The sequence below is a fragment of the Streptomyces sp. DSM 118878 genome (assembly GCF_052936595.1).
Genome location: NZ_CP193622.1, coordinates 1,898,656 through 1,917,862, shown reverse-complemented (window position 1 = coordinate 1,917,862; position 19,207 = coordinate 1,898,656). Strand labels below are relative to the sequence as shown.

The window sequence follows — 19,207 nt, the reverse complement described above, 5'->3', positions numbered from 1 at the left end:
GTGGCTCTTCCGCCCCTTACCCCTGAACAGCGCGCAGCCGCGCTCGAAAAGGCCGCCGCGGCTCGCCGGGAGCGGGCCGAGGTCAAGAATCGACTCAAGCACTCCGGCGCCTCTCTTCACGAGGTCATCAAGCAGGGCCAGGAGAACGATGTCATCGGCAAGATGAAGGTCTCCGCCCTCCTGGAGTCCCTGCCGGGCGTGGGCAAGGTCCGCGCCAAGCAGATCATGGAGCGTCTTGGCATCTCCGAGAGCCGCCGTGTGCGCGGCCTCGGCTCCAACCAGATCGCGTCTCTTGAGCGCGAGTTCGGTGGTGGCGCTGCCTGACGTTCTCAGGCACTCCTGAGAACCTGGATAATCGCTGCATGGCTGCAACATCCCGGGGGACGACCCCCGTACCCCCGGACGTACGTCCGCGGCTGACCGTGCTCTCCGGCCCCTCCGGGGTCGGCAAGAGCACGGTCGTCGCTCATATGCGCAAGGAACACCCCGAGGTCTGGCTCTCGGTCTCCGCCACCACGCGGAAGCCGCGCCCCGGTGAGAAGCACGGTGTCCAGTACTTCTTCGTCTCCGACGACGAGATGGACAAGCTGATCGCCAACGGTGAGCTCCTGGAGTGGGCCGAGTTCGCGGGCAACCGCTACGGCACCCCGCGCGACGCGGTGCTCGCCCGCCTGGAGGCGGGTGAGCCCGTCCTCCTGGAGATCGACCTTCAGGGCGCGCGCCTGGTGCGCGAGTCGATGCCCGAGGCGCAGCTCGTCTTCCTCGCCCCGCCGAGCTGGGACGAACTGGTCCGCCGGCTCACCGGCCGGGGGACCGAGGCGCCGGAGGTGATCGAGCGCAGGCTGGTCGCGGCGAAGACCGAGCTCGCCGCCGAGGCCGAGTTCGACACCACCCTGGTCAACACCTCCGTCGAGGACGTGGCCCGTGAGCTGCTAGCCTTGATGAGAGTCCTTTAGATCTCCACCCCTGTCCCGACCTCTGGTCGCGACGTCATTTGAACCCATCGGAAGGCGAAGAGTGTCCTCTTCCATCACCGCGCCCGAGGGCATCATCAACCCGCCGATTGATGAGCTGCTCGAAGCCACCGACTCGAAGTACAGCCTCGTGATCTACGCCGCCAAGCGCGCGCGCCAGATCAACGCGTACTACTCGCAGCTCGGTGAGGGCCTCCTGGAGTACGTCGGCCCCCTGGTGGACACGCACGTCCACGAGAAGCCGCTCTCGATCGCGCTCCGCGAGATCAACGCCGGCCTGCTGACGTCCGAGGCCATCGAGGGCCCGGCGCAGTAAGCGGTTCGTACCTTCACCACAGGCCCGGCAGCACGACTGCCGGGCCTGTGGTGTGTCATGGAGCAGTACGCATCCGAGCGCGGGGAGACGAAGGCAGTGGCCGAGAAGCCGAAGGTTGTCCTGGGTGTCAGCGGCGGCATCGCCGCCTACAAGGCGTGCGAGCTGCTGCGGCGGCTGACCGAATCCGGCCATGACGTGCGCGTCGTGCCGACCGAGTCGGCGCTGCACTTCGTCGGCGCCGCGACCTGGTCCGCGCTCTCCGGGCACCCCGTGTCGACCGAGGTCTGGTCCGACGTCCACGAGGTGCCGCACGTCCGCATCGGCCAGGGCGCCGACCTCGTGATCGTCGCGCCCGCCACCGCGGACATGATGGCCAAGGCGGCCCACGGCCTCGCCGACGACCTGCTCACCAACACGCTCCTCACGGCGCGCTGCCCCGTGGTCTTCGCCCCCGCCATGCACACCGAGATGTGGGAGCACCCGGCCACCCAGGAGAACGTCGCCACCCTGCGCCGCCGCGGCGCCCTGGTCATCGAGCCCGCCGTCGGCAGGCTCACGGGCGTCGACACCGGCAAGGGGCGCTTCCCCGACCCCGCCGAGCTCTTCGAGGTCGTACGCCGCGTCCTAGCCCGCGGGGACCTGGCGCAGGACCTGGCCGGGCGCCATGTCCTGGTCAGCGCGGGCGGCACCCGTGAGCCCCTCGACCCGGTCCGCTTCCTGGGCAACCGCTCCTCGGGCAAGCAGGGCTACGCGCTCGCCCGCAGCGCCGCCGCGCGCGGCGCCCGCGTCACGCTCGTGGCGGCCAACGCGGCGCTGCCCGATCCCGCCGGGGTGGACGTCGTGCAGGTCGGTACGGCCGTGCAGCTCCGCGAGGCGGTCCTGAAGGCCGCGGCCGACGCCGACGCCGTCGTGATGGCCGCGGCCGTGGCCGACTTCCGCCCCGAGACGTACGCGGCGGGCAAGATCAAGAAGAGGGACGGCCAGGAGCCCGCGCCCATCGCCCTGGTCCGCAACCCCGACATCCTCGCCGAGATCGCGGGGGATCGCCCGCGCCCCGGCCAGGTGATCGTGGGCTTCGCGGCCGAGACGGACGACGTCCTCGCCAACGGCCGGGCCAAGCTCGAACGCAAGGGCTGCGACCTGTTGGTCGTCAACGAGGTGGGCGAGCGCAAGACCTTCGGCTCCGAGGAGAACGAGGCCGTGGTGCTCGGCGCCGACGGCAGCGAGACGCCGGTGCCGTACGGACCCAAGGAGGCGCTGGCGGACACGGTGTGGGACCTGGTGGCGCTGCGGCTGCCCTGAGGGGGCGGCGCGAGGTCTGTCCTCTTCTGGCGGAACTTGGCCAGGTTCTGCCGCGTTACTTGACGGAGTCTTCTTCTCAGGGGCTCAATGTCACTTTCGCTCCACCAGAAGCGTCACTCCACGTTCATCAAGAGCCGCGAAACCGGGTCAAACCGGGTGCGTGGCCCTCTGGTGGATAGTGATCGGCGTGACGCACAATGCAGTGTCGCAGGTCACAGGGCTCCCAAGTGGCGAGACATGTGGTCCGGCGGACGAGTGTGACCGATAAACTGGTCTCGGACGAGCCGGGCGCAGCTCCCGGCAGTCCACCAATGATCAGCCAGCAGCCGCTGCAACCCCAGGGAGCGATGTGTCCCGGCGCCTCTTCACCTCGGAGTCTGTGACCGAGGGTCACCCCGACAAGATCGCTGACCAGATCAGCGACACCATTCTCGACGCGCTTCTGCGGGAGGACCCGACGTCCCGGGTCGCCGTGGAGACGCTGATCACCACCGGCCTCGTCCACGTGGCCGGCGAGGTCACGACGAAGGCGTACGCGCCGATCGCGCAGCTCGTGCGCGACAAGATCCTCGAGATCGGTTACGACTCCTCGAAGAAGGGCTTCGACGGCGCCTCCTGTGGCGTCTCGGTGTCCATCGGCTCGCAGTCCCCCGACATCGCGCAGGGCGTCGACACGGCGTACGAGAAGCGCGTCGAGGGCGACGAGGACGAGCTCGACAAGCAGGGCGCGGGCGACCAGGGCCTGATGTTCGGCTACGCCTGCGACGAGACCCCGGAGCTCATGCCGCTCCCGATCCACCTCGCGCACCGCCTCTCGCGCCGCCTCTCCGAGGTGCGCAAGAACGGGACGATCCCCTACCTGCGCCCCGACGGCAAGACCCAGGTCACCATCGAGTACGACGGCGACAAGGCCGTCCGCCTCGACACGGTCGTGGTCTCCTCGCAGCACGCATCGGACATCGACCTGGACTCGCTCCTGGCCCCCGACATCCGAGAGTTCGTCGTCGAGGCCGAGCTGAAGGCCCTCCTCGAGGACGGCATCAAGCTCGACACCGATGGCTACCGCCTCCTGGTCAACCCGACGGGACGCTTCGAGATCGGCGGCCCGATGGGCGACGCCGGCCTCACCGGCCGCAAGATCATCATTGACACTTACGGCGGCATGGCCCGCCACGGCGGCGGTGCCTTCTCCGGCAAGGACCCGTCCAAGGTGGACCGCTCGGCGGCGTACGCGATGCGCTGGGTCGCCAAGAACGTCGTCGCGGCCGGCCTCGCGGCCCGCTGCGAGGTCCAGGTCGCCTACGCCATCGGCAAGGCCGAGCCGGTCGGCCTCTTCGTCGAGACCTTCGGCACGGCCACGGTCGACACGGAGAAGATCGAGACGGCGATCGCCGAGGTCTTCGACCTGCGCCCCGCCGCGATCATCCGCGACCTCGACCTGCTCCGCCCGATCTACTCGCAGACCGCCGCGTACGGCCACTTCGGCCGGGCGCTCCCCGACTTCACGTGGGAGCGGACGGACCGCGTGGACGCGCTGCGCAAGGCGGCGGGTCTGTAGTCCCGGCCACCTCGGTCCACCGGGGCCCGGCTCTCCCTTCGGGGAGGGCCGGGCCTTCGTGCTTTTCTCGGCGCTGTCAGTCCCGTCTGGTAGGAATGCTGCTGTGAGCAGGGAGAACGAGGCCGGTGCGGGCGAAGGCGGGGGCGGGATGCCGGAGCCGGAGCAGCTTGCCCTGATCCGGGAGAGCGTGCGCGAGGCCAAGGTGCCGCGGGCCAAGCCCCGGACGTGGCGGGGTGCCGCGCTGGCCAAGGAGCTGCCCGTGGCGCGGGTCCTCGTCGACAAGGGCGTGCTGCACCTCGACAGGTACTTCGACTACGCGGTGCCGGAGGAACTGGACGAGGTGGCCCAGCCGGGAGTGCGGGTCAGGGTCCGCTTCGGGGCCGGCTCGCGGAACGTACGGGACGGGCGGCGTGAGGGCGGCGGACTGATCGACGGGTTCATCGTCGAGCGGTGCGCCGAGACCGAGTACCGGGGGCCGCTGGCCGCGCTGGCCCAGGTCGTCTCGCCGGAGCCCGTGCTCGGCCCGGAGCTGCTCGGCCTCGCCCGGGCCGTCGCCGACCGGTATGCCGGGAGCCTCGCCGATGTGCTGCAACTCGCCGTCCCGCCCCGGCACGCGCGGGCCGAGTCACGGGCCGCCGCCGCGCCTCCCGCGCCGCCCGCCGCGCCCGATGCCGGGAGCTGGCGGCGGTATGGCCACGGGGAGGAGTTCCTCGCCGCGCTCGCCTCCGGGGCCTCGCCCCGCGCGGTGTGGACCGCCCTGCCGGGGCCCCAGTGGGCGGACGAGATCGCCCGTGCGGTGCGGGCCACGCTGGCCTCAGGCCGGGGCGCGCTCGTCGTCGTGCCGACCGGGCGGCCCGCCGCGCGTGTGGACGCCGCGCTGACCGAACTCCTCGGCGCGGGGCAGCACGCGCTGCTCACCGCCGACGCCGGGCAGGAGCGGCGGTACCGCGAGTGGCTCTCCGTGCGGCGCGGGGAGGTGCGGGCCGTGGTGGGGACGCGGGCCGCCATGTTCGCGCCCGTACGGGACCTGGGTCTCGTCGCCGTGTGGGACGACGGTGACTCCAACCACAGCGACGACCGCGCCCCCTTCCCGCATGTGCGGGAGGTGTTGGAGCTGCGGGCCTCGCGGGACAAGTGCGGCTTTCTGCTCGGCGGCTGGAGCTGCACGGTCGAGGCCGCCCAGCTCGTCGAGAGCGGGTGGGCCGCGCCGCTCGTCGCCGACCGGGAGCAGGTGCGGGGCGCCGCGCCGCTGGTGCGGACCGTGGGCGACGGCGACCTCGCGCGGGACGAGGCGGCGCGGGCCGCGCGGCTGCCGACGCTGGCCTGGCGGGCCGTCCGGGAGGGGCTCAAGCTCGGGCCCGTCCTGGTCCAGGTGCCGCGGCGCGGCTATGTGCCCCGCCTCGCCTGTGAGCGCTGCCGGGAGCCCGCGCGGTGCCGCCGGTGCGCGGGGCCGCTGGAGGCGCAGGACGGCGGGGCCGCCCTGCGGTGCGGCTGGTGCGGGGTGGAGGAAGCCGCCTGGCACTGCGGCGAGTGCGGTGGGTTCCGGCTGCGGGCGCAGGTCGTCGGGGCGCGGCGGACCGCGGAGGAGCTGGGGCGGGCCTTTCCCGCCGTGCCGGTGCGCACCTCGGGGCGCGAGCAGGTGCTCGACACCGTCCCCGCGGCGCCGGCCCTGGTGGTGAGCACGCCGGGGGCCGAGCCGGTCGCCGAGGGCGGCTATGCGGCCGCCCTGCTGCTCGACGGCTGGGCCATGCTGGGCCGGCCCGACCTGCGGGCCGGCGAGGACGCGCTGCGGCGCTGGATAGCGGCCGCCTCGCTCGTCCGCCCGCAGAGCGCGGGCGGCACGGTGGTCGTGGTCGCCGAGCCGACGCTGCGGCCCGTCCAGGCCCTCGTGCGGTGGGACCCCGTGGGGCACGCGGTGCGGGAGCTCGGGGAGCGGGCCGAGCTGGGATTCCCGCCGGTCTCCCGGATGGCCGCGGTATCCGGCACGCCGGAAGCCCTCTCCGATTTCCTCTCGGCGGCCGAACTGCCGCCGGACGCGGCGGTGTTGGGGCCCGTGCCGGTGCGGGACGCCGGGCCGGGGCCCTCGCGGCGGCCCGGTGCGGCGCCCGCCGGTGAGCAGTGGGAGCGGGTGCTGGTCCGGGTGCCCCCGGGCAGCGGCGCGGCGCTCGCCGCCGCCCTGAAGGTGGCGCAGGCCGCGCGGATGGCCCGCGGAGCCAAGGGCTCACGCGAGGGCCAAGCCGAAGCGGTGCGGATCCGGGTGGACCCGCTGGACATCGGCTGAGGGGTGAGGGCTCCGCTCAAGGGGGCTCCGCTCAGGGGCCGGTGAGCCGGGCCCCGCACACCCCCGCCCCCAAGCCAGGAGGCAAGGGGGCGGGAACGGGTGTCGCTCGGGTGGGGTCAGCCGTTGCGGGGGCCGGGGAAGGCGGGGGGCCTGGGGTCCTCGCGCAGCGTGGGGCTGCCCGCCATCGGCTGCGTCGGCATCGTGCGCGCCGCGGGGACGGACGGCAGGGGAGCGCCGACCGGCACGGGGCGGGGGACCGTGGTCGTCGCAGCCGCCGTCGCCGTCGCCGCCGGCGCAGCCGTCGTCGCTGTCGCCGTCGTCGCCGCGGCGGCCGGAGCCGGTGCTTCCGCCGCCCGCTCCGCCTCGGCGGCGGCCTGCGTGGTGGCCCGCCGCGCGCCGTAGCGCCGGTGGACGGCCTGCTTGGTGACCCCGAGGGCGGAGCCCACCGCGTCCCACGAGAACCCGAGCGAGCGGTCGAAGTCCACCGCCGCGGTGACCAGCGTCTCGACGCTGTCCCGCAGTTCCTGGGCGAGGCGTACGGTCGGTGCGGGGGCCCGTCCGTAGACGACGAAGCCCGCGGAGGGGCTGGAGCGCCGCGGGCGGTAGACGTTTCCGAGCTGGGCGGTGAGCGTACGCAGTGCGTCCACCTGCCGGCGGACCCGCTCGATGTCCCGTACCAGAAGGTGCAGGCTGGCCCGAGCCTGGGCGTCGTGGGTTGCGTGGTCGGCCATGAACAAGCCTCTCGAACCGGCGTGGAAAAGGATCGGGCCACCTGTGCGGCCCTTTGTGGTCAACTCCTTCTTGACCAACGCGCTAGTTCCTGAGGGGTCACGGTGCAGGGGGCGTATGTGCATATGCACAGGGCGCGCGACGCTTCGTACGCCCCCAGGAGCGTCAACGGGACTCAGAGCCCGTGTCTCACCCGGAAGGACGCCCCGGCCGGCGTCTCGGAGGGGCCCATAGACTGGTGCGCTGCCGTCGCCCCCTCCAGAGATCCGAGGTATCCCCCAGTGAAGCTCGTCTTCGCAGGCACCCCTGAGGTCGCCGTCCCCGCGTTGGACGCCCTGATCGCCTCCGGCCGGCATGAGGTGGCCGCCGTCGTGACCCGCCCCGACGCCCCCGCGGGCCGTGGCCGCAGGCTCGTCGCGAGCCCGGTGGCGCAGCGGGCCGAGGAGGCGGGCATCGAGGTGCTCAAGCCGGCGAAGCCGCGGGACGAGGACTTCCTGGCGCGGCTGCGCGAGATCGCGCCCGACTGCTGCCCCGTCGTCGCCTACGGCGCGCTGCTGCCCCGGGTCGCGCTGGACGTGCCGGCCCACGGCTGGGTCAACCTGCACTTCTCGCTGCTGCCCGCCTGGCGCGGCGCCGCCCCGGTGCAGCACGCGGTGATGGCGGGCGACGAGATCACCGGGGCCTCCACCTTCCTGATCGAGCAGGGCCTCGACTCCGGCCCCGTCTACGGCACGGTGACCGAGGAGGTGCGCCCCACCGACACCAGCGGGGACCTGCTGACGCGGCTGGCCCTCGCGGGCTCCGGGCTGCTCGTCGCCACCATGGACGGCATCGAGGACGGCGGCCTGAAGGCGGTGCCGCAGCCCGCCGACGGCGTCACCCTCGCCCCGAAGCTCACCGTCGAGGACGCCGAGATCGACTGGGCCGCGCCCGCCCTGCGCGTCGACCGCGTGGTGCGCGGCTGCACCCCCGCGCCCGGCGCCTGGACCCTCTTCAGGGGCGAGCGGCTGAAGATCATCCAGGCCGCGCTCGTCACGGACCGCACCGACCTCGCGCCGGGCGAGCTGTCCCCGGCCAAGAACAACGTGTACGTGGGCTCCGGATCGCACGCCGTCGAGCTCCTCTGGGTGCAGCCGCAGGGCAAGAAGCCGATGCGCGGCGCCGACTGGGCCCGCGGGGTGCGGATCGCCCCCGGCGAGCGCGTGGGCGCGGGCGACGTAGGCTAGATGAGTTCGACCCACACCAGCAGCGGAGCACCTTTGAACGACCAGCCGACCCGGCGTCCCCACAAGTCGACGGGCAAGCCCGCGGGGAAGCCGGGCAAGCCCTACCGCCGTCCCCAGAAGGACCCCGTCCGCATCCTCGCCTTCGAGGCGATGCGGGCCGTGGACGAGCGCGACGCCTACGCGAACCTCGTCCTGCCGCCGCTGCTGCGCAAGGCCAGGGAGAAGGGCGACTTCGACGCGCGGGACGCGGCGCTCGCCACCGAGCTGGTCTACGGAACGCTGCGCCGCCAGGGGACGTACGACGCGATCGTGGCCGCCTGCATCGACCGGCCGCTGCGCGAGGTCGACCCGCCGGTCCTCGACGTGCTCAACCTCGGTGTGCACCAGCTCCTCGGCACGCGCATCCCGACGCACGCGGCCGTCTCCGCCTCGGTGGAGCTGGCACGCGTGGTGCTCGGCGACGGGCGCGCCAAGTTCGTCAACGCCGTGCTGCGCAAGGTCTCCCAGGACGACCTCGACGGCTGGGTGGCGAAGGTCGCGCCGCCCTACGACGACGACCCCGAGGACCACCTCGCCATCGTGCACTCACACCCCCGCTGGGTCGTCTCGGCCCTGTGGGACTCCCTCGGCGGCGGCCGTGCCGGCATCGAGGACCTGCTCGAAGCCGACAACGAACGCCCCGAGGTCACGCTCGTCGCCCGGCCGGGACGCTCCACCGCCGACGAGCTGCTCGACTCGGTGGGGGAGGAGTCGGCGCTGCCCGGGCGCTGGTCCCCGTACGCCGTGCGGCTCAGCGAGGGCGGTGAGCCCGGCCTCGTCGACGCGGTGCGCGAGGGGCGCGCCGGCGTGCAGGACGAGGGCAGCCAGCTCGTCGCGCTCGCCCTGGCCAACGCCCCGCTGGAGGGCCCCGACACGAAGTGGCTCGACGGCTGCGCGGGCCCCGGCGGCAAGGCGGCCCTGCTCGCCGGGCTCGCCGCCCAGCGCGGTGCGACCCTGCTCGCCTCCGAGAAGCAGCCGCACCGGGCCGGGCTCGTCGCCAAGGCGCTCGCCGGCAACCCCGGTCCCTACCAGGTCATCGCCGCCGACGGCACCCGGCCGCCGTGGCGGCCCGGCACCTTCGACCGCGTCCTGATGGACGTGCCCTGCACCGGACTCGGCGCGCTGCGCCGCCGCCCCGAGGCCCGCTGGCGCCGCCGCCCGCAGGACCTGGACGGCTTCGCCCCGCTGCAACGCTCCCTGCTGCGCGCGGCGTTGGAATCCGTGCGGATCGGCGGGATCGTCGGCTACGCCACCTGCTCGCCGCACCTGGCCGAGACCCGCGCGGTCGTCGACGACGTCATCAAGCACACGGCGGGCGCCGAGCTCCTCGACGCGCGGCCGCTCATCGAGGACGTCCCCGCGCTCGGCGACGGCCCCGACGTACAGCTGTGGCCGCATCTGCACGGGACGGACGCGATGTACCTGGCACTGATCCGGCGCACCGCCTGAGCCGCGCGCGGCAAGGGCCCGCTCACCGCGCCGGGGACCGTTCCGCCTCGGAGCCCTCCGGTCGCCGGGCGAGGGCGTGCGGCCACCACACCTTCGGGCCCACGTCCAGGAACAGGGACGTGACCAGGACCGACCGTACGACGAAGGTGTCGATGAGCACGCCGAGGGCCACCGCGAAACCGATCTCGGCGAACGCCACCAGCGGCAGCGTGCCGAGCGCGGCGAACGTGCCCGCGAGCACCAGACCCGCCGAGGTGATCACCGCGCCGGTCGCCGCAAGCCCCGTCAGGACGCCCTGGCGGCTGCCCTGGCGTGCGGTCTCCTCGCGGATGCGGGTCGCCAGGAAGATGTTGTAGTCGATGCCGAGCGACACCAGGAAGACGAAGACGAAGAGCGGGAAGTCGGTCGGCTCGCCCGAGTAGCCGAAGAGGTGGCGGAAGGCCAGCGCGCTCAGGCCGAGGGCCGCGGCGAAGGACAGGACCACCGTCCCGATGAGCAGCAGCGGGGCGATGACCGCCCGCAGCAGCACGCCGAGGATCAGCAGCACCACGATCAGGACCAGCGGAATGATCAGCTTGTTGTCGTGCGCGGTCGCGTTGTCCATGTCGACCAGGGCCGCCGTGCCGCCACCCACCCGCGCGTCGGCGTCGGGCACGGCGTGGACGGCGTCGCGCACCCGCTCCACGGTCCGCTTGGCGGCCGGGCTGTCGGACGAGTCGGTGGGCGTCGCTTCCAGCAGCACCTTGCCGTCGTGCACGGCCTTCGTCCCCGGAGGCCGGCCGACGCTGGCCGGCACCACGCCCGCCGTCTGACGGACCGCTCGGGCGACCTCGCCGCTCCGCGCCCTGTCGGCCACGATGACCAGCGGATCGCCGGAGCCCGCGGGGAAGTACTCGGCGAGCACTTCCTGGCCGGTGACCGATTCGGGCTTGTCGGTGAACGAGTCGGCGTTGCTGAGCCCCTCGGCCCGCAACTGGAACAGGCCGAGCGACAGCAGCGCGAGGACCGCCGCCGTGGCGCCCCAGATCGCCCGCGGGCGCCGGGCGATGCGCCGGCCCGTGCGGGCCCACAGGCCGCGCTCGGTCGGCTCGGGAGAGCCCAGGTGCGGGACCAGCGGCCAGAAGAGCCAGCGGCCGAAGATCACCAGGAGCGCGGGGAAGAGCGAGAGCATCGCGACGAGCCCCACGGCGACGCCGATGGCGGCGACAGGACCGAGGCCCCGCGTGGAGTTCATCTCGGCGGCGAGCAGGACCAGCATGCTCAGGACGACCGTCGCGCCCGAGGCGAGGACCGCGGGGCCCGCCCGGTGCAAGGCGAGCGCCATGGCCTCGTGACGGTCCTCGTGGCGGCGCAGCTCTTCGCGATAGCGAGCGACCAGGAGCAGGGCGTAGTCGGTCCCCGCGCCGAAGACGAGGACGGTCAGGATGCCCGCGCTCTGGCCGTTGACCGTCAGGTCGGCGTGCTCGGCCAGCAGATAGATGAGCGCCTGCGCGGTGAACAGCGCCGTGATCACCGCGACCAGGGGCGCGAGCAGCAGGGTGGGGCTTCGGTAGGTGAACAGCAGGATCACGATGACGATGCCGGCGGCCGAGAGCAGCAGTGTCGAGTCGATGCCCTCGAACGCCTCGGTGGAGTCGGCGGCCGTGCCGCCGGGCCCGGTCACGTGCACCTTGAGGCCGCCCTCGCCACTGCCCACCCGCTCGCGGACGGAGTCGACGGCGGGCCCGATCCGTTCCCAGCCGTCGGCGTCCATCGTGATGGGGACGAGGATCTGGGCCGCCTCCGGGTCCCGCTTCTCGTCGTAGGCGGGCCCGCGTACCTCCGCGCCGCGGATGCCGTGGGCGCGCAGCTCCCCCGTCTGGCGCACGTCCTCGCTGATCCTGGCGCGGTCGGCGGAGGTGAGGCCGCCCTCGCGGGCGTACACGACGACCGCGGGGATCACCTCCGGCCTGAAGTCGTCGGACAGCGCGAGGACTTGGGTGGACTCGGCGGAGCCGGGCAGCCAGGAGTCCGCGTCGTTCTCCTGGGCGTCGGTCAGCTTCTGGGCGAGCGGCGCCGCGACGACGATGACCAGCAGCCAGAAGAGCACCACCAGCCACTTGGCGCGCCGTCCGCACACCAGCCACGCGACTCCACGCCGCTCGTGCCGTTCCCGTACGTCCGCCATGGCTTCCCCCCGCTGGGCCGTGCCGCGGTGCCGGTGGACCGCTCAGCATGGCATGACGCGCGCCCTCGGGGGAGTCGTCGTGCCCATGGCTCGGACCGCGGTCCACGACCGGCGCCGGACATGGCAGTCTTGGGGCATGGCCCCGCAGATCAACCCCAGCATCCTGTCCGCGGACTTCGCCCGCCTTGCCGACGAGGCAAAGGCCGTCGAGGGCGCCGACTGGCTCCACGTCGATGTGATGGACAACCACTTTGTCCCGAACCTCACTCTCGGGGTGCCGGTCGTAGAGTCGCTCGCCCGCGCGACGGACACGCCTCTGGACTGCCACCTGATGATCGAGGACCCCGATCGCTGGGCGCCGCAGTACATCGAAGCGGGGGCCGGATCGGTCACCTTCCACGCGGAGGCCGCCGCCGCTCCCGTGCGCCTCGCCCGCGAGATCCGCGCCAAGGGCGCCCGCGCCTCCATGGCGCTGAAGCCCGCGACGCCCATCGAGCCCTACGAGGACCTGCTCCCCGAGCTCGACATGCTGCTGATCATGACCGTCGAGCCGGGCTTCGGCGGCCAGTCCTTCCTCGACATCATGCTGCCCAAGATCCGCCGCACCCGTGAGCTGATCAGCAAGCACGGTCTCCAACTCTGGCTCCAGGTCGACGGCGGCGTCTCGGCCTCGACCATCGAGCGCTGCGCCGAGGCCGGCGCCGATGTCTTCGTCGCGGGCTCGGCGGTCTATGGCGCCGACGATCCCGCGGAGGCGGTACGTTCACTGCGTACCCAAGCGGCGGCAAAGACCGCGTCAAGCGCCTGGGCATGCGGCCACTGAGCCACGGGAACGTGAACGCAGTCCCTCAGGGCTGATCAAACGGGCCGGATCTGCAAGGATGAACGGCGTACGCATTTTGTGAACAGCAGTGAGGAGAGCGCCGTGTCGGCCATGTCGGCGGGTCGGTCAGCCATGCGGATGGGACCCGCGGAGCTGGTGCAGGCGGCGGCCATGGCCCGCCGCTTCTACCTCGAGGGCAAGTCCAAGATCCAGATCGCCGAGGAGTTCGGCGTCAGCCGCTTCAAGGTGGCCAGGGTCCTGGAGACCGCCCTTGAGCGGGATCTCGTGCGCATCGAGATCCGGGTCCCCGCGGAGCTGGACGCGGAGCGCTCCGACGCACTGCGGGCCCGCTACGGCCTGCGGCACGCGGTCGTCGTGGAGTCGCCCTCGCCCGCCGACGAGATCGACGAGTCCCCGGACCCGGAGAACCTCGGCGAGGTCGCGGCGGACCTGCTCGGCGAGCTCGTCACCGAGGGCGATGTGCTCGGCCTCGCCTGGGGACGCTCGACCATCCACATGGCGGCCGCGCTCGACCAGTTGCCGCCGTGCACGGTCGTGCAGCTCACGGGCGTCTACGACGCGGGCACCGCCGAGCGCGGATCCGTCGAGGCGGTGCGCCGCGCGGCCCAGGTCTCCGGCGGCGAGGCCCACCCCATCTACGCGCCGATGCTGCTGCCCGACCCCGCCACGGCGGCGGCGCTGCGCAACCAGACCGGCATCGCGCGGGCCTTCGAGTACTTCGACAAGGTCACGGTCGCCGCGGTCTCCATCGGCTCCTGGGAGCCGGGGATCTCCACCGTCCACGACATGCTCAGCGACGAGGAGCGCGCGCACTACGCCTCGCTGGGAGTGGCCGCCGAGATGTCCGCGCACCTCTTCGACGCCGAGGGGCGCCGGGTCGGGCGGGACCTCGGGGAGCGGTGCATCACCGTCGAGACCGACCGGCTCCGGCGGATTCCCGAGGTCGTCGCGATCGCCGGGGGGCGGCGGAAGGCCGCCGCCATCGACGCGGTGCTCCGGTCGGGCCTCGTGACCAGCCTGGTCACGGACACGGCCGCCGCCGATCAGCTCCTCGTGGCGGGGACCGCGCCCCGGCCCGCCCTGAACCGCGCGGACCCGGACGGGTTCTGAGGCGCCACAGCACCCCGCGGTCCTTGCGGGGTGCTGTCGCTGTGGCAGCATCTGGCCCATGGTGACCGGTGCTGATCCCGTGGAGCTCTCCCTCGTCGGGGTGAGGGACAAGGCCGCGTTCATGGAGCGCTGTGCGCGGGCGCTCGCGCTGCCCGAGTACTTCGGGCGCAACTGGGACGCCCTCGCCGACTGCCTGACCGACCCCTCCTGGGCGCCGGACGTCCTCGTCGTCTCCGGCTGGCAGGAGTACGCGAGGGCCGCGCCGGGGGAGTGGGAGATCGCGCGGGAGGTGTTCTCCGCCGCCGCCGAGCACTGGCGGGGCGTGGCGGGCCCAAGCCCGGAGATCGTGCTCGTCCCCCACGGCACCGGCCTGCCCATGGACACCCCGCGTGGCGAGAGCTGAACGCACCGTTCCGCGCGACGGGCCCTTTGGACGATCCGACCAGGGCCCCGGCCGACTGCCTGGGTGATCATCCCAGCCCGTGCCGCCCCCATGACGTGGGACACTGAAGTACGTGCTTTTCCCTCGGGCTAACTGTCCGGGGGCCACCTCTGATCGACTGGGATGAGCAGCACGTGCGCTTCCTCAACGACATCCAGCCTGCGTACGACCTGACGTACGACGACGTCTTCATGGTCCCGAGGCGCTCCGCCGTCGGTTCCCGCCAGGGCGTGGACCTGTCATCGCCCGACGGCACCGGCACCACGATCCCGCTGGTCGTCGCCAACATGACCGCGATCGCCGGCCGCCGCATGGCCGAGACCGTCGCCCGCCGCGGCGGACTGGTCGTCATTCCGCAGGACATCCCGATCGAGGTCGTCACCGACGTCGTCTCCTGGGTCAAGACGCGCCACCACGTCCTGGACACCCCGATCGTCCTGGCCCCCGGCCAGACCGTCGCGGACGCGCTCGCGCTGCTGCCCAAGCGCGCGCACAACGCGGGCGTCGTGGTCGACGAGGACTCCAGGCCCATCGGCGTCGTCACGGACGCCGACCTCAGCGGCGTCGACCGCTTCACCCAGCTCTCCGAGGTCATGTCGAGGGACCTGCTGCTCCTCGACGCCGACATCGACCCGCGCACCGCGTTCAACAAGCTGGACGGCGCCAACCGCCGGTATGCCCCCGCCGTGGACAAGGACGGCCGCCTCGCGGGCATCCTCACCCGTACGGGCGCCCTGCGCGCGACCCTGTACACCCCGGCCGTGGACGCCAACGGCGGGCTGCGCATCGCTGCCGCCGTCGGCATCAACGGCGATGTGGCGGGCAAGGCCAAGCAGCTCCTCGACGCGGGCGTGGACACCCTCGTGGTGGACACCGCACACGGCCACCAGGAGTCGATGATCTCCGCGGTCAAGGCCGTGCGCGCGCTCGACCCGCGGGTCCCGATCGTCGCGGGCAACATCGTCGCCGCCGACGGCGTACGCGACCTCATCGAGGCCGGCGCCGACATCATCAAGGTGGGTGTCGGTCCCGGCGCCATGTGCACCACGCGCATGATGACGGGCGTCGGCCGCCCGCAGTTCTCCGCGGTCCTCGAATGCGCCGCGGAGGCCAAGAAGTTCGGCAAGCACGTATGGGCCGACGGCGGCATCCGGCACCCGCGCGACGTCGCCATGGCGCTGGCCGCCGGCGCGTCGAACGTCATGGTCGGCTCCTGGTTCGCCGGGACCTACGAGTCCCCCGGCGACCTCCAGCAGGACGCCGACGGCCGCCTCTACAAGGAGTCGTTCGGCATGGCCTCCGCCCGCGCGGTGCGCAACCGCACGAGCGAGGAGTCGGCGTACGACCGGGCCCGCAAGGCGCTCTTCGAGGAGGGCATCTCCACCTCCCGCATGTTCCTGGACCCGACCCGCCCCGGCGTCGAGGACCTGATCGACTCGATCATCGCGGGCGTCCGCTCCTCCTGCACGTACGCGGGCGCCGGGTCCCTGGCGGAGTTCGCCGAGCGGGCCACGGTCGGCGTCCAGAGCGCCGCCGGGTACGCCGAGGGCAAGCCTCTGCACGCCAGCTGGGTCCAGTAGCCGCCCGCCGTCCCGCCCTCGGCCGATCACGAAGAACCCCGCGCCCCTTCATGGGGCGCGGGGTTCTTTTTCGTCCACGGAGCGCAACGGACCAAACGGACTGCGCAACGAAGAGACGCATATGACCGAAGCGCGCAATGATCGACTGGCGGTGCGCAAGGTTGCTGCATTACGGTCGGGAAGGCGCTGACCTTAGAGTCAGGCGCTGAACGTGAGTGGCGGGGACTGCCTGCTCGGCGGTTCCCCACCTCTGGTGCGGGTCCCACGGGTCCTCGCCGCCTGACCGGCAGCGATGAAGGAGCCAGCGCGTGCTCGACCAAGGCGCACCCCCGCAGAACCCTCCGAGCCCCCGGGCACCCACCGGGCTCGGCGGCCGCTTGATGCGCCGTAAGCCGGTGGAGAGCCTGGTCGCAGAGGGGGGCCAGGGTGAGGGTGGCTCGCTGAGGCGCTCCCTCGGCATGTGGCAGCTGACCATGATCAGCATCGGTGCCACCCTCGGCACCGGCATCTTCGTCGTCCTCGGCGAGAGCGTCCCCAAGGCCGGGCCCGCCGTGACCCTGTCCTTCGTGATAGCCGGACTCACCGCCCTCTTCTCGGCCCTCTCGTACGCCGAACTGGCCGGCACCATACCGGTCGCGGGCTCCTCCTACTCATATGCGTACGCAACGATGGGCGAACTCATCGCCTGGGTCTGCGGCTGGTGCCTGGTCCTGGAGTACGGGGTGTCCGTTGCCGCCGTGGCCGTCGGCTGGGGCGAGTACCTCAACGAACTGCTCGACGGCACGATCGGCGTCACCATCCCGGACGCGCTCTCCGCGGCGCCCGGCGAGGTCGACGGCGCCATCATCAACCTGCCGGGCCTGCTCGTGGTGCTCCTCGCCATGGTCTTCCTGCTCGGTGGCGCCAAGGAGTCGGCGCGCGCCAACACGATCATGGTCATCGTGAAGATCGCCGCGCTCGTGCTCTTCTGCTCCATCGGCTTCATGGGCTTCAAGTCCGGCAACTACTCCGACTTCATGCCGCTCGGCATGGCCGGCGTCAGCGCCGCGGGAGCGAGCCTCTTCTTCTCCTACATCGGCTTCGACGCCGCCTCCACCGCCGGTGAGGAGGCCAAGAACCCGCAGCGCGACCTGCCGCGCGCGATCATGCTCTCGCTGATCATCGTCACCGCGCTCTACGTCCTGGTCGCCGCCGTCGCCGTCGGCGCCTGGAACTGGAAGGACTTCGAGGGCTCCCAGGCCACGCTCGCCGCGATCATGAACGACGTCAGCGGCCAGAGCTACTTCGGCACGCTGCTCGCCGCCGGTGCCGTCATCTCCATCGCCTCTGTCGTCCTCACCGTCCTGTACGGCCAGACCCGTGTGCTGTTCGCCATGTCCCGCGACGGCCTGGTCCCCAAGGCGTTCGGCAAGGTCAGCAAGAAGACCGGCACGCCCCGCGTGAACACCGTCATCGTCTCGCTGTTCTGCGGCGCCCTCGCCTCGGTCATCCCGCTCGGCAAGCTTGTCGACGCCACCAGCATCGGCACGCTCTTCGCCTTCGGCCTGGTCAACATCGCCGTCGTCGTGCTGCGCAGGACGCGCCCCGACATGCCCCGCACTTTCCGGGTGCCGCTCGGCTGGCTCTTCCCGGTCCTCGGCTTCGGCTTCTGCGCGTACAACATGTTCAGCCTCGACTCCGTGACCTGGGTCGTCTTCGGTGTCTGGATGGCCGTCGGCCTCGTGTTCTACTTCGGGTACGGCATGCGCCGTTCCCGACTGGCCACAGCAGAGAAATGATCCACCCGCCGTGCGACTGAACGATCTCGACGAACGCATCGTGCACGCCCTCGCCGAGGACGCCCGCCGCTCCTACGCCGACATCGGCCAGTTGGTCGGCCTCTCCGCGCCCGCCGTGAAGCGCCGCGTGGACCGGCTGCGGGCGACGGGCGCCATCACCGGGTTCACCGTACGGGTGGACCCGGCGGCCCTCGGCTGGGAGACCGAGGGGTTCATCGAGATCTACTGTCGCCGCAACACCTCGCCGGAGGCGATCCAGCGGGGTCTTGAGCGGTATACCGAGGTCGCGTCCGCGTCCACCGTGACCGGTGACGCGGACGCCATCGTGCAGGTCTTCGCCGCGGACATGCGGCACTTCGAACGGGTCCTGGAACGGATCGCGGGAGAGCCGTTCGTGGAGCGGACGAAGTCCGTGCTCGTGCTCTCGCCCCTGATGCGGAGATATTCGTCCGGATCGCCCGCCTGACGCTCCCCGTCAGTTCGTCGGGTACGGCACCTTCCACGGCAGGACGTGGAAGTCACCGGTGCCGTTCCTGACCTTCTCGTACGGGGCGGAGCTGTTGCACTTCGACAGCTTCTTCGTGCCGTCGGGGCCGCCCGTCGCGGCCCAGCTATATCCGACGCGGTCGTGCTTGCCCTGGTCGTGGACGCTGAAGCCGACGCGTCCGCCCTTGATCGAACGCATCTGGGCATCGGGGCTCGTCTCGGTGACGATCCCGGTCGCCGTGGCCACCTTGCCGCCCGTGACCAGGCAGTCGATGCGGCCCTTCGCCCAGCCGCCCTTGCCGCCCGGCCTGTCCAGATGCACGAACTCGAAGGTGCCGGTCGCCTTGTCGGGGCGCTTGTTGTCCGCGGCCGCCAGATGCGCGTCGAAGGTGAACGTCACGTCCTCGGTGGTCTTGCGGTACATCTTCGCCGAGCCGGTCAGCGCGGCGGCCTCGCGGGCCTGCGGATGCGCCGCGGTCCGGCTGCGCGTCGTGTCGTCGCGCGAGTCACCGGCATCCGACGCGACGGCCGCTCCCGTGGCGCCGGCGCAGATCAGCAGGGCGGTTCCCAGGGCGATCACGCGGCCGCGGCCGCTGGTCAGGCGGCCGACGGTGATCCGGGTGCGTATCTTGCGGCTCACGGGGAGCCTCCGTCCGATGTGCTCTTCGCCCGGTCCCTCCGGGTGAGACCACGCTCTCGCGGAAGAGGGGTCCGCCACGTCCGGCCACGGGCGGCACTCCCCTTCCGCCGCACGGCGGGGACCGGCCCGTACGCCGTGCGACCCGAGACGGACGGCACCGATACCCGGGGCGCACACCCGCCCGGCCGCCACGCAACGAATCGCCGTCCCGGCGACCCCACACGCAACGGATCCGGCGGCAGCCCGCAACACTCGCGGCTTGTCCGGGCATGGCCGCCGACCGTAC

General features: G+C 72.4%; 17 protein-coding genes. 14 read left to right on the top strand and 3 right to left on the bottom strand.

All coding sequences use genetic code 11. The annotated features are described in order from the left end of the window. The 6 genes from ACRAKF_RS08115 (at position 1) to ACRAKF_RS08090 (ending at position 6,431) form a co-directional block, all read left to right on the top strand. A complete protein-coding gene (locus tag ACRAKF_RS08115) occupies positions 1-324 on the top strand; it encodes an integration host factor (protein ID WP_005319887.1) in 324 nt (107 codons plus the stop codon). A 38-nt stretch (positions 325-362) separates the two neighbouring features. Continuing rightward, a complete protein-coding gene (gmk, locus tag ACRAKF_RS08110) occupies positions 363-956 on the top strand; it encodes a guanylate kinase (RefSeq protein WP_447036255.1) in 594 nt (197 codons plus the stop codon). A gap of 61 nt (positions 957-1,017) precedes the next feature. Beyond that, positions 1,018-1,290 (top strand): DNA-directed RNA polymerase subunit omega, encoded by a 273-nt coding sequence (rpoZ, locus tag ACRAKF_RS08105; RefSeq protein ID WP_005319902.1) that lies wholly within the window; start codon positions 1,018-1,020, stop codon positions 1,288-1,290. 57 nt (positions 1,291-1,347) lie between these two features. Next, positions 1,348-2,592: a bifunctional phosphopantothenoylcysteine decarboxylase/phosphopantothenate--cysteine ligase CoaBC gene (coaBC, locus tag ACRAKF_RS08100; RefSeq protein WP_447036253.1), complete on the top strand. Its 1,245-nt coding sequence runs from the start codon at positions 1,348-1,350 to the stop codon at positions 2,590-2,592. 349 nt (positions 2,593-2,941) lie between these two features. Beyond that, positions 2,942-4,150 carry a methionine adenosyltransferase gene (gene metK, locus ACRAKF_RS08095; RefSeq protein WP_447036252.1) on the top strand — a complete coding sequence of 403 codons (1,209 nt, stop codon included), beginning with the start codon at positions 2,942-2,944 and terminating at the stop codon, positions 4,148-4,150. Between the two features lie 103 nt (positions 4,151-4,253). Then, the gene (locus ACRAKF_RS08090; protein ID WP_447036251.1) at positions 4,254-6,431 is read left to right on the top strand and encodes a primosomal protein N'; all 2,178 of its coding nucleotides are present in this window, start codon (positions 4,254-4,256) and stop codon (positions 6,429-6,431) included. A 116-nt stretch (positions 6,432-6,547) separates the two neighbouring features. On the opposite strand, the gene ACRAKF_RS08085 is transcribed toward ACRAKF_RS08090, so the two are convergent. Next, a complete protein-coding gene (locus ACRAKF_RS08085) occupies positions 6,548-7,162 on the bottom strand; it encodes a hypothetical protein (RefSeq protein WP_447036250.1) in 615 nt (204 codons plus the stop codon). A gap of 279 nt (positions 7,163-7,441) precedes the next feature. Between ACRAKF_RS08085 and fmt the strand changes: the two genes are divergently transcribed. Both fmt and ACRAKF_RS08075 read left to right on the top strand, forming a co-directional pair. Next, a complete protein-coding gene (gene fmt, locus ACRAKF_RS08080) occupies positions 7,442-8,386 on the top strand; it encodes a methionyl-tRNA formyltransferase (protein WP_447036249.1) in 945 nt (314 codons plus the stop codon). 33 nt (positions 8,387-8,419) lie between these two features. Next, positions 8,420-9,874, top strand: a complete 1,455-nt coding sequence (locus ACRAKF_RS08075; RefSeq protein ID WP_447041867.1) for an RsmB/NOP family class I SAM-dependent RNA methyltransferase — start codon at positions 8,420-8,422, stop codon at positions 9,872-9,874. A 22-nt stretch (positions 9,875-9,896) separates the two neighbouring features. On the opposite strand, the gene ACRAKF_RS08070 is transcribed toward ACRAKF_RS08075, so the two are convergent. Continuing rightward, the gene (locus tag ACRAKF_RS08070) at positions 9,897-12,041 is read right to left on the bottom strand and encodes an MMPL family transporter (protein WP_447036248.1); all 2,145 of its coding nucleotides are present in this window, start codon (positions 12,039-12,041) and stop codon (positions 9,897-9,899) included. 136 nt (positions 12,042-12,177) lie between these two features. On the opposite strand from ACRAKF_RS08070, the gene rpe reads away from it, so the two are divergent. The 6 genes from rpe to ACRAKF_RS08040 all read left to right on the top strand — a co-directional run bounded on the left by rpe (position 12,178) and on the right by ACRAKF_RS08040 (position 18,261). Beyond that, the gene (rpe, locus tag ACRAKF_RS08065) at positions 12,178-12,864 is read left to right on the top strand and encodes a ribulose-phosphate 3-epimerase (protein WP_447036247.1); all 687 of its coding nucleotides are present in this window, start codon (positions 12,178-12,180) and stop codon (positions 12,862-12,864) included. 78 nt (positions 12,865-12,942) lie between these two features. Next, positions 12,943-13,995, top strand: a complete 1,053-nt coding sequence (locus ACRAKF_RS08060; RefSeq protein ID WP_447036246.1) for a sugar-binding transcriptional regulator — start codon at positions 12,943-12,945, stop codon at positions 13,993-13,995. 58 nt (positions 13,996-14,053) lie between these two features. After that, the gene (locus ACRAKF_RS08055) at positions 14,054-14,398 is read left to right on the top strand and encodes a barstar family protein (protein ID WP_447036245.1); all 345 of its coding nucleotides are present in this window, start codon (positions 14,054-14,056) and stop codon (positions 14,396-14,398) included. A 173-nt stretch (positions 14,399-14,571) separates the two neighbouring features. Continuing rightward, positions 14,572-16,017, top strand: coding sequence for a GuaB1 family IMP dehydrogenase-related protein (locus ACRAKF_RS08050; protein ID WP_447036243.1), 1,446 nt, complete (start codon positions 14,572-14,574; stop codon positions 16,015-16,017). Between the two features lie 308 nt (positions 16,018-16,325). Beyond that, positions 16,326-17,795, top strand: a complete 1,470-nt coding sequence (locus ACRAKF_RS08045; RefSeq protein WP_447036242.1) for an amino acid permease — start codon at positions 16,326-16,328, stop codon at positions 17,793-17,795. Between the two features lie 10 nt (positions 17,796-17,805). Then, a complete protein-coding gene (locus ACRAKF_RS08040; protein WP_447036241.1) occupies positions 17,806-18,261 on the top strand; it encodes an Lrp/AsnC family transcriptional regulator in 456 nt (151 codons plus the stop codon). Positions 18,262-18,270: 9 nt separating this feature from the next. On the opposite strand, the gene ACRAKF_RS08035 is transcribed toward ACRAKF_RS08040, so the two are convergent. Continuing rightward, the gene (locus tag ACRAKF_RS08035; protein WP_447036240.1) at positions 18,271-18,921 is read right to left on the bottom strand and encodes a Repetin; all 651 of its coding nucleotides are present in this window, start codon (positions 18,919-18,921) and stop codon (positions 18,271-18,273) included. Positions 18,922-19,207: the final 286 nt, after the last annotated feature.

Coding starts and splice junctions, on each gene's coding strand:
- gmk (WP_447036255.1), top strand. CDS start 363: ATGGCTGCAACATCCCGGGGGACGACCCCCGTACCCCCGGACGTACGT.
- coaBC (WP_447036253.1), top strand. CDS start 1,348: ATGGAGCAGTACGCATCCGAGCGCGGGGAGACGAAGGCAGTGGCCGAG.
- ACRAKF_RS08085 (WP_447036250.1), bottom strand. CDS start 7,162: ATGGCCGACCACGCAACCCACGACGCCCAGGCTCGGGCCAGCCTGCAC.
- ACRAKF_RS08070 (WP_447036248.1), bottom strand. CDS start 12,041: ATGGCGGACGTACGGGAACGGCACGAGCGGCGTGGAGTCGCGTGGCTG.
- rpe (WP_447036247.1), top strand. CDS start 12,178: ATGGCCCCGCAGATCAACCCCAGCATCCTGTCCGCGGACTTCGCCCGC.
- ACRAKF_RS08055 (WP_447036245.1), top strand. CDS start 14,054: ATGGTGACCGGTGCTGATCCCGTGGAGCTCTCCCTCGTCGGGGTGAGG.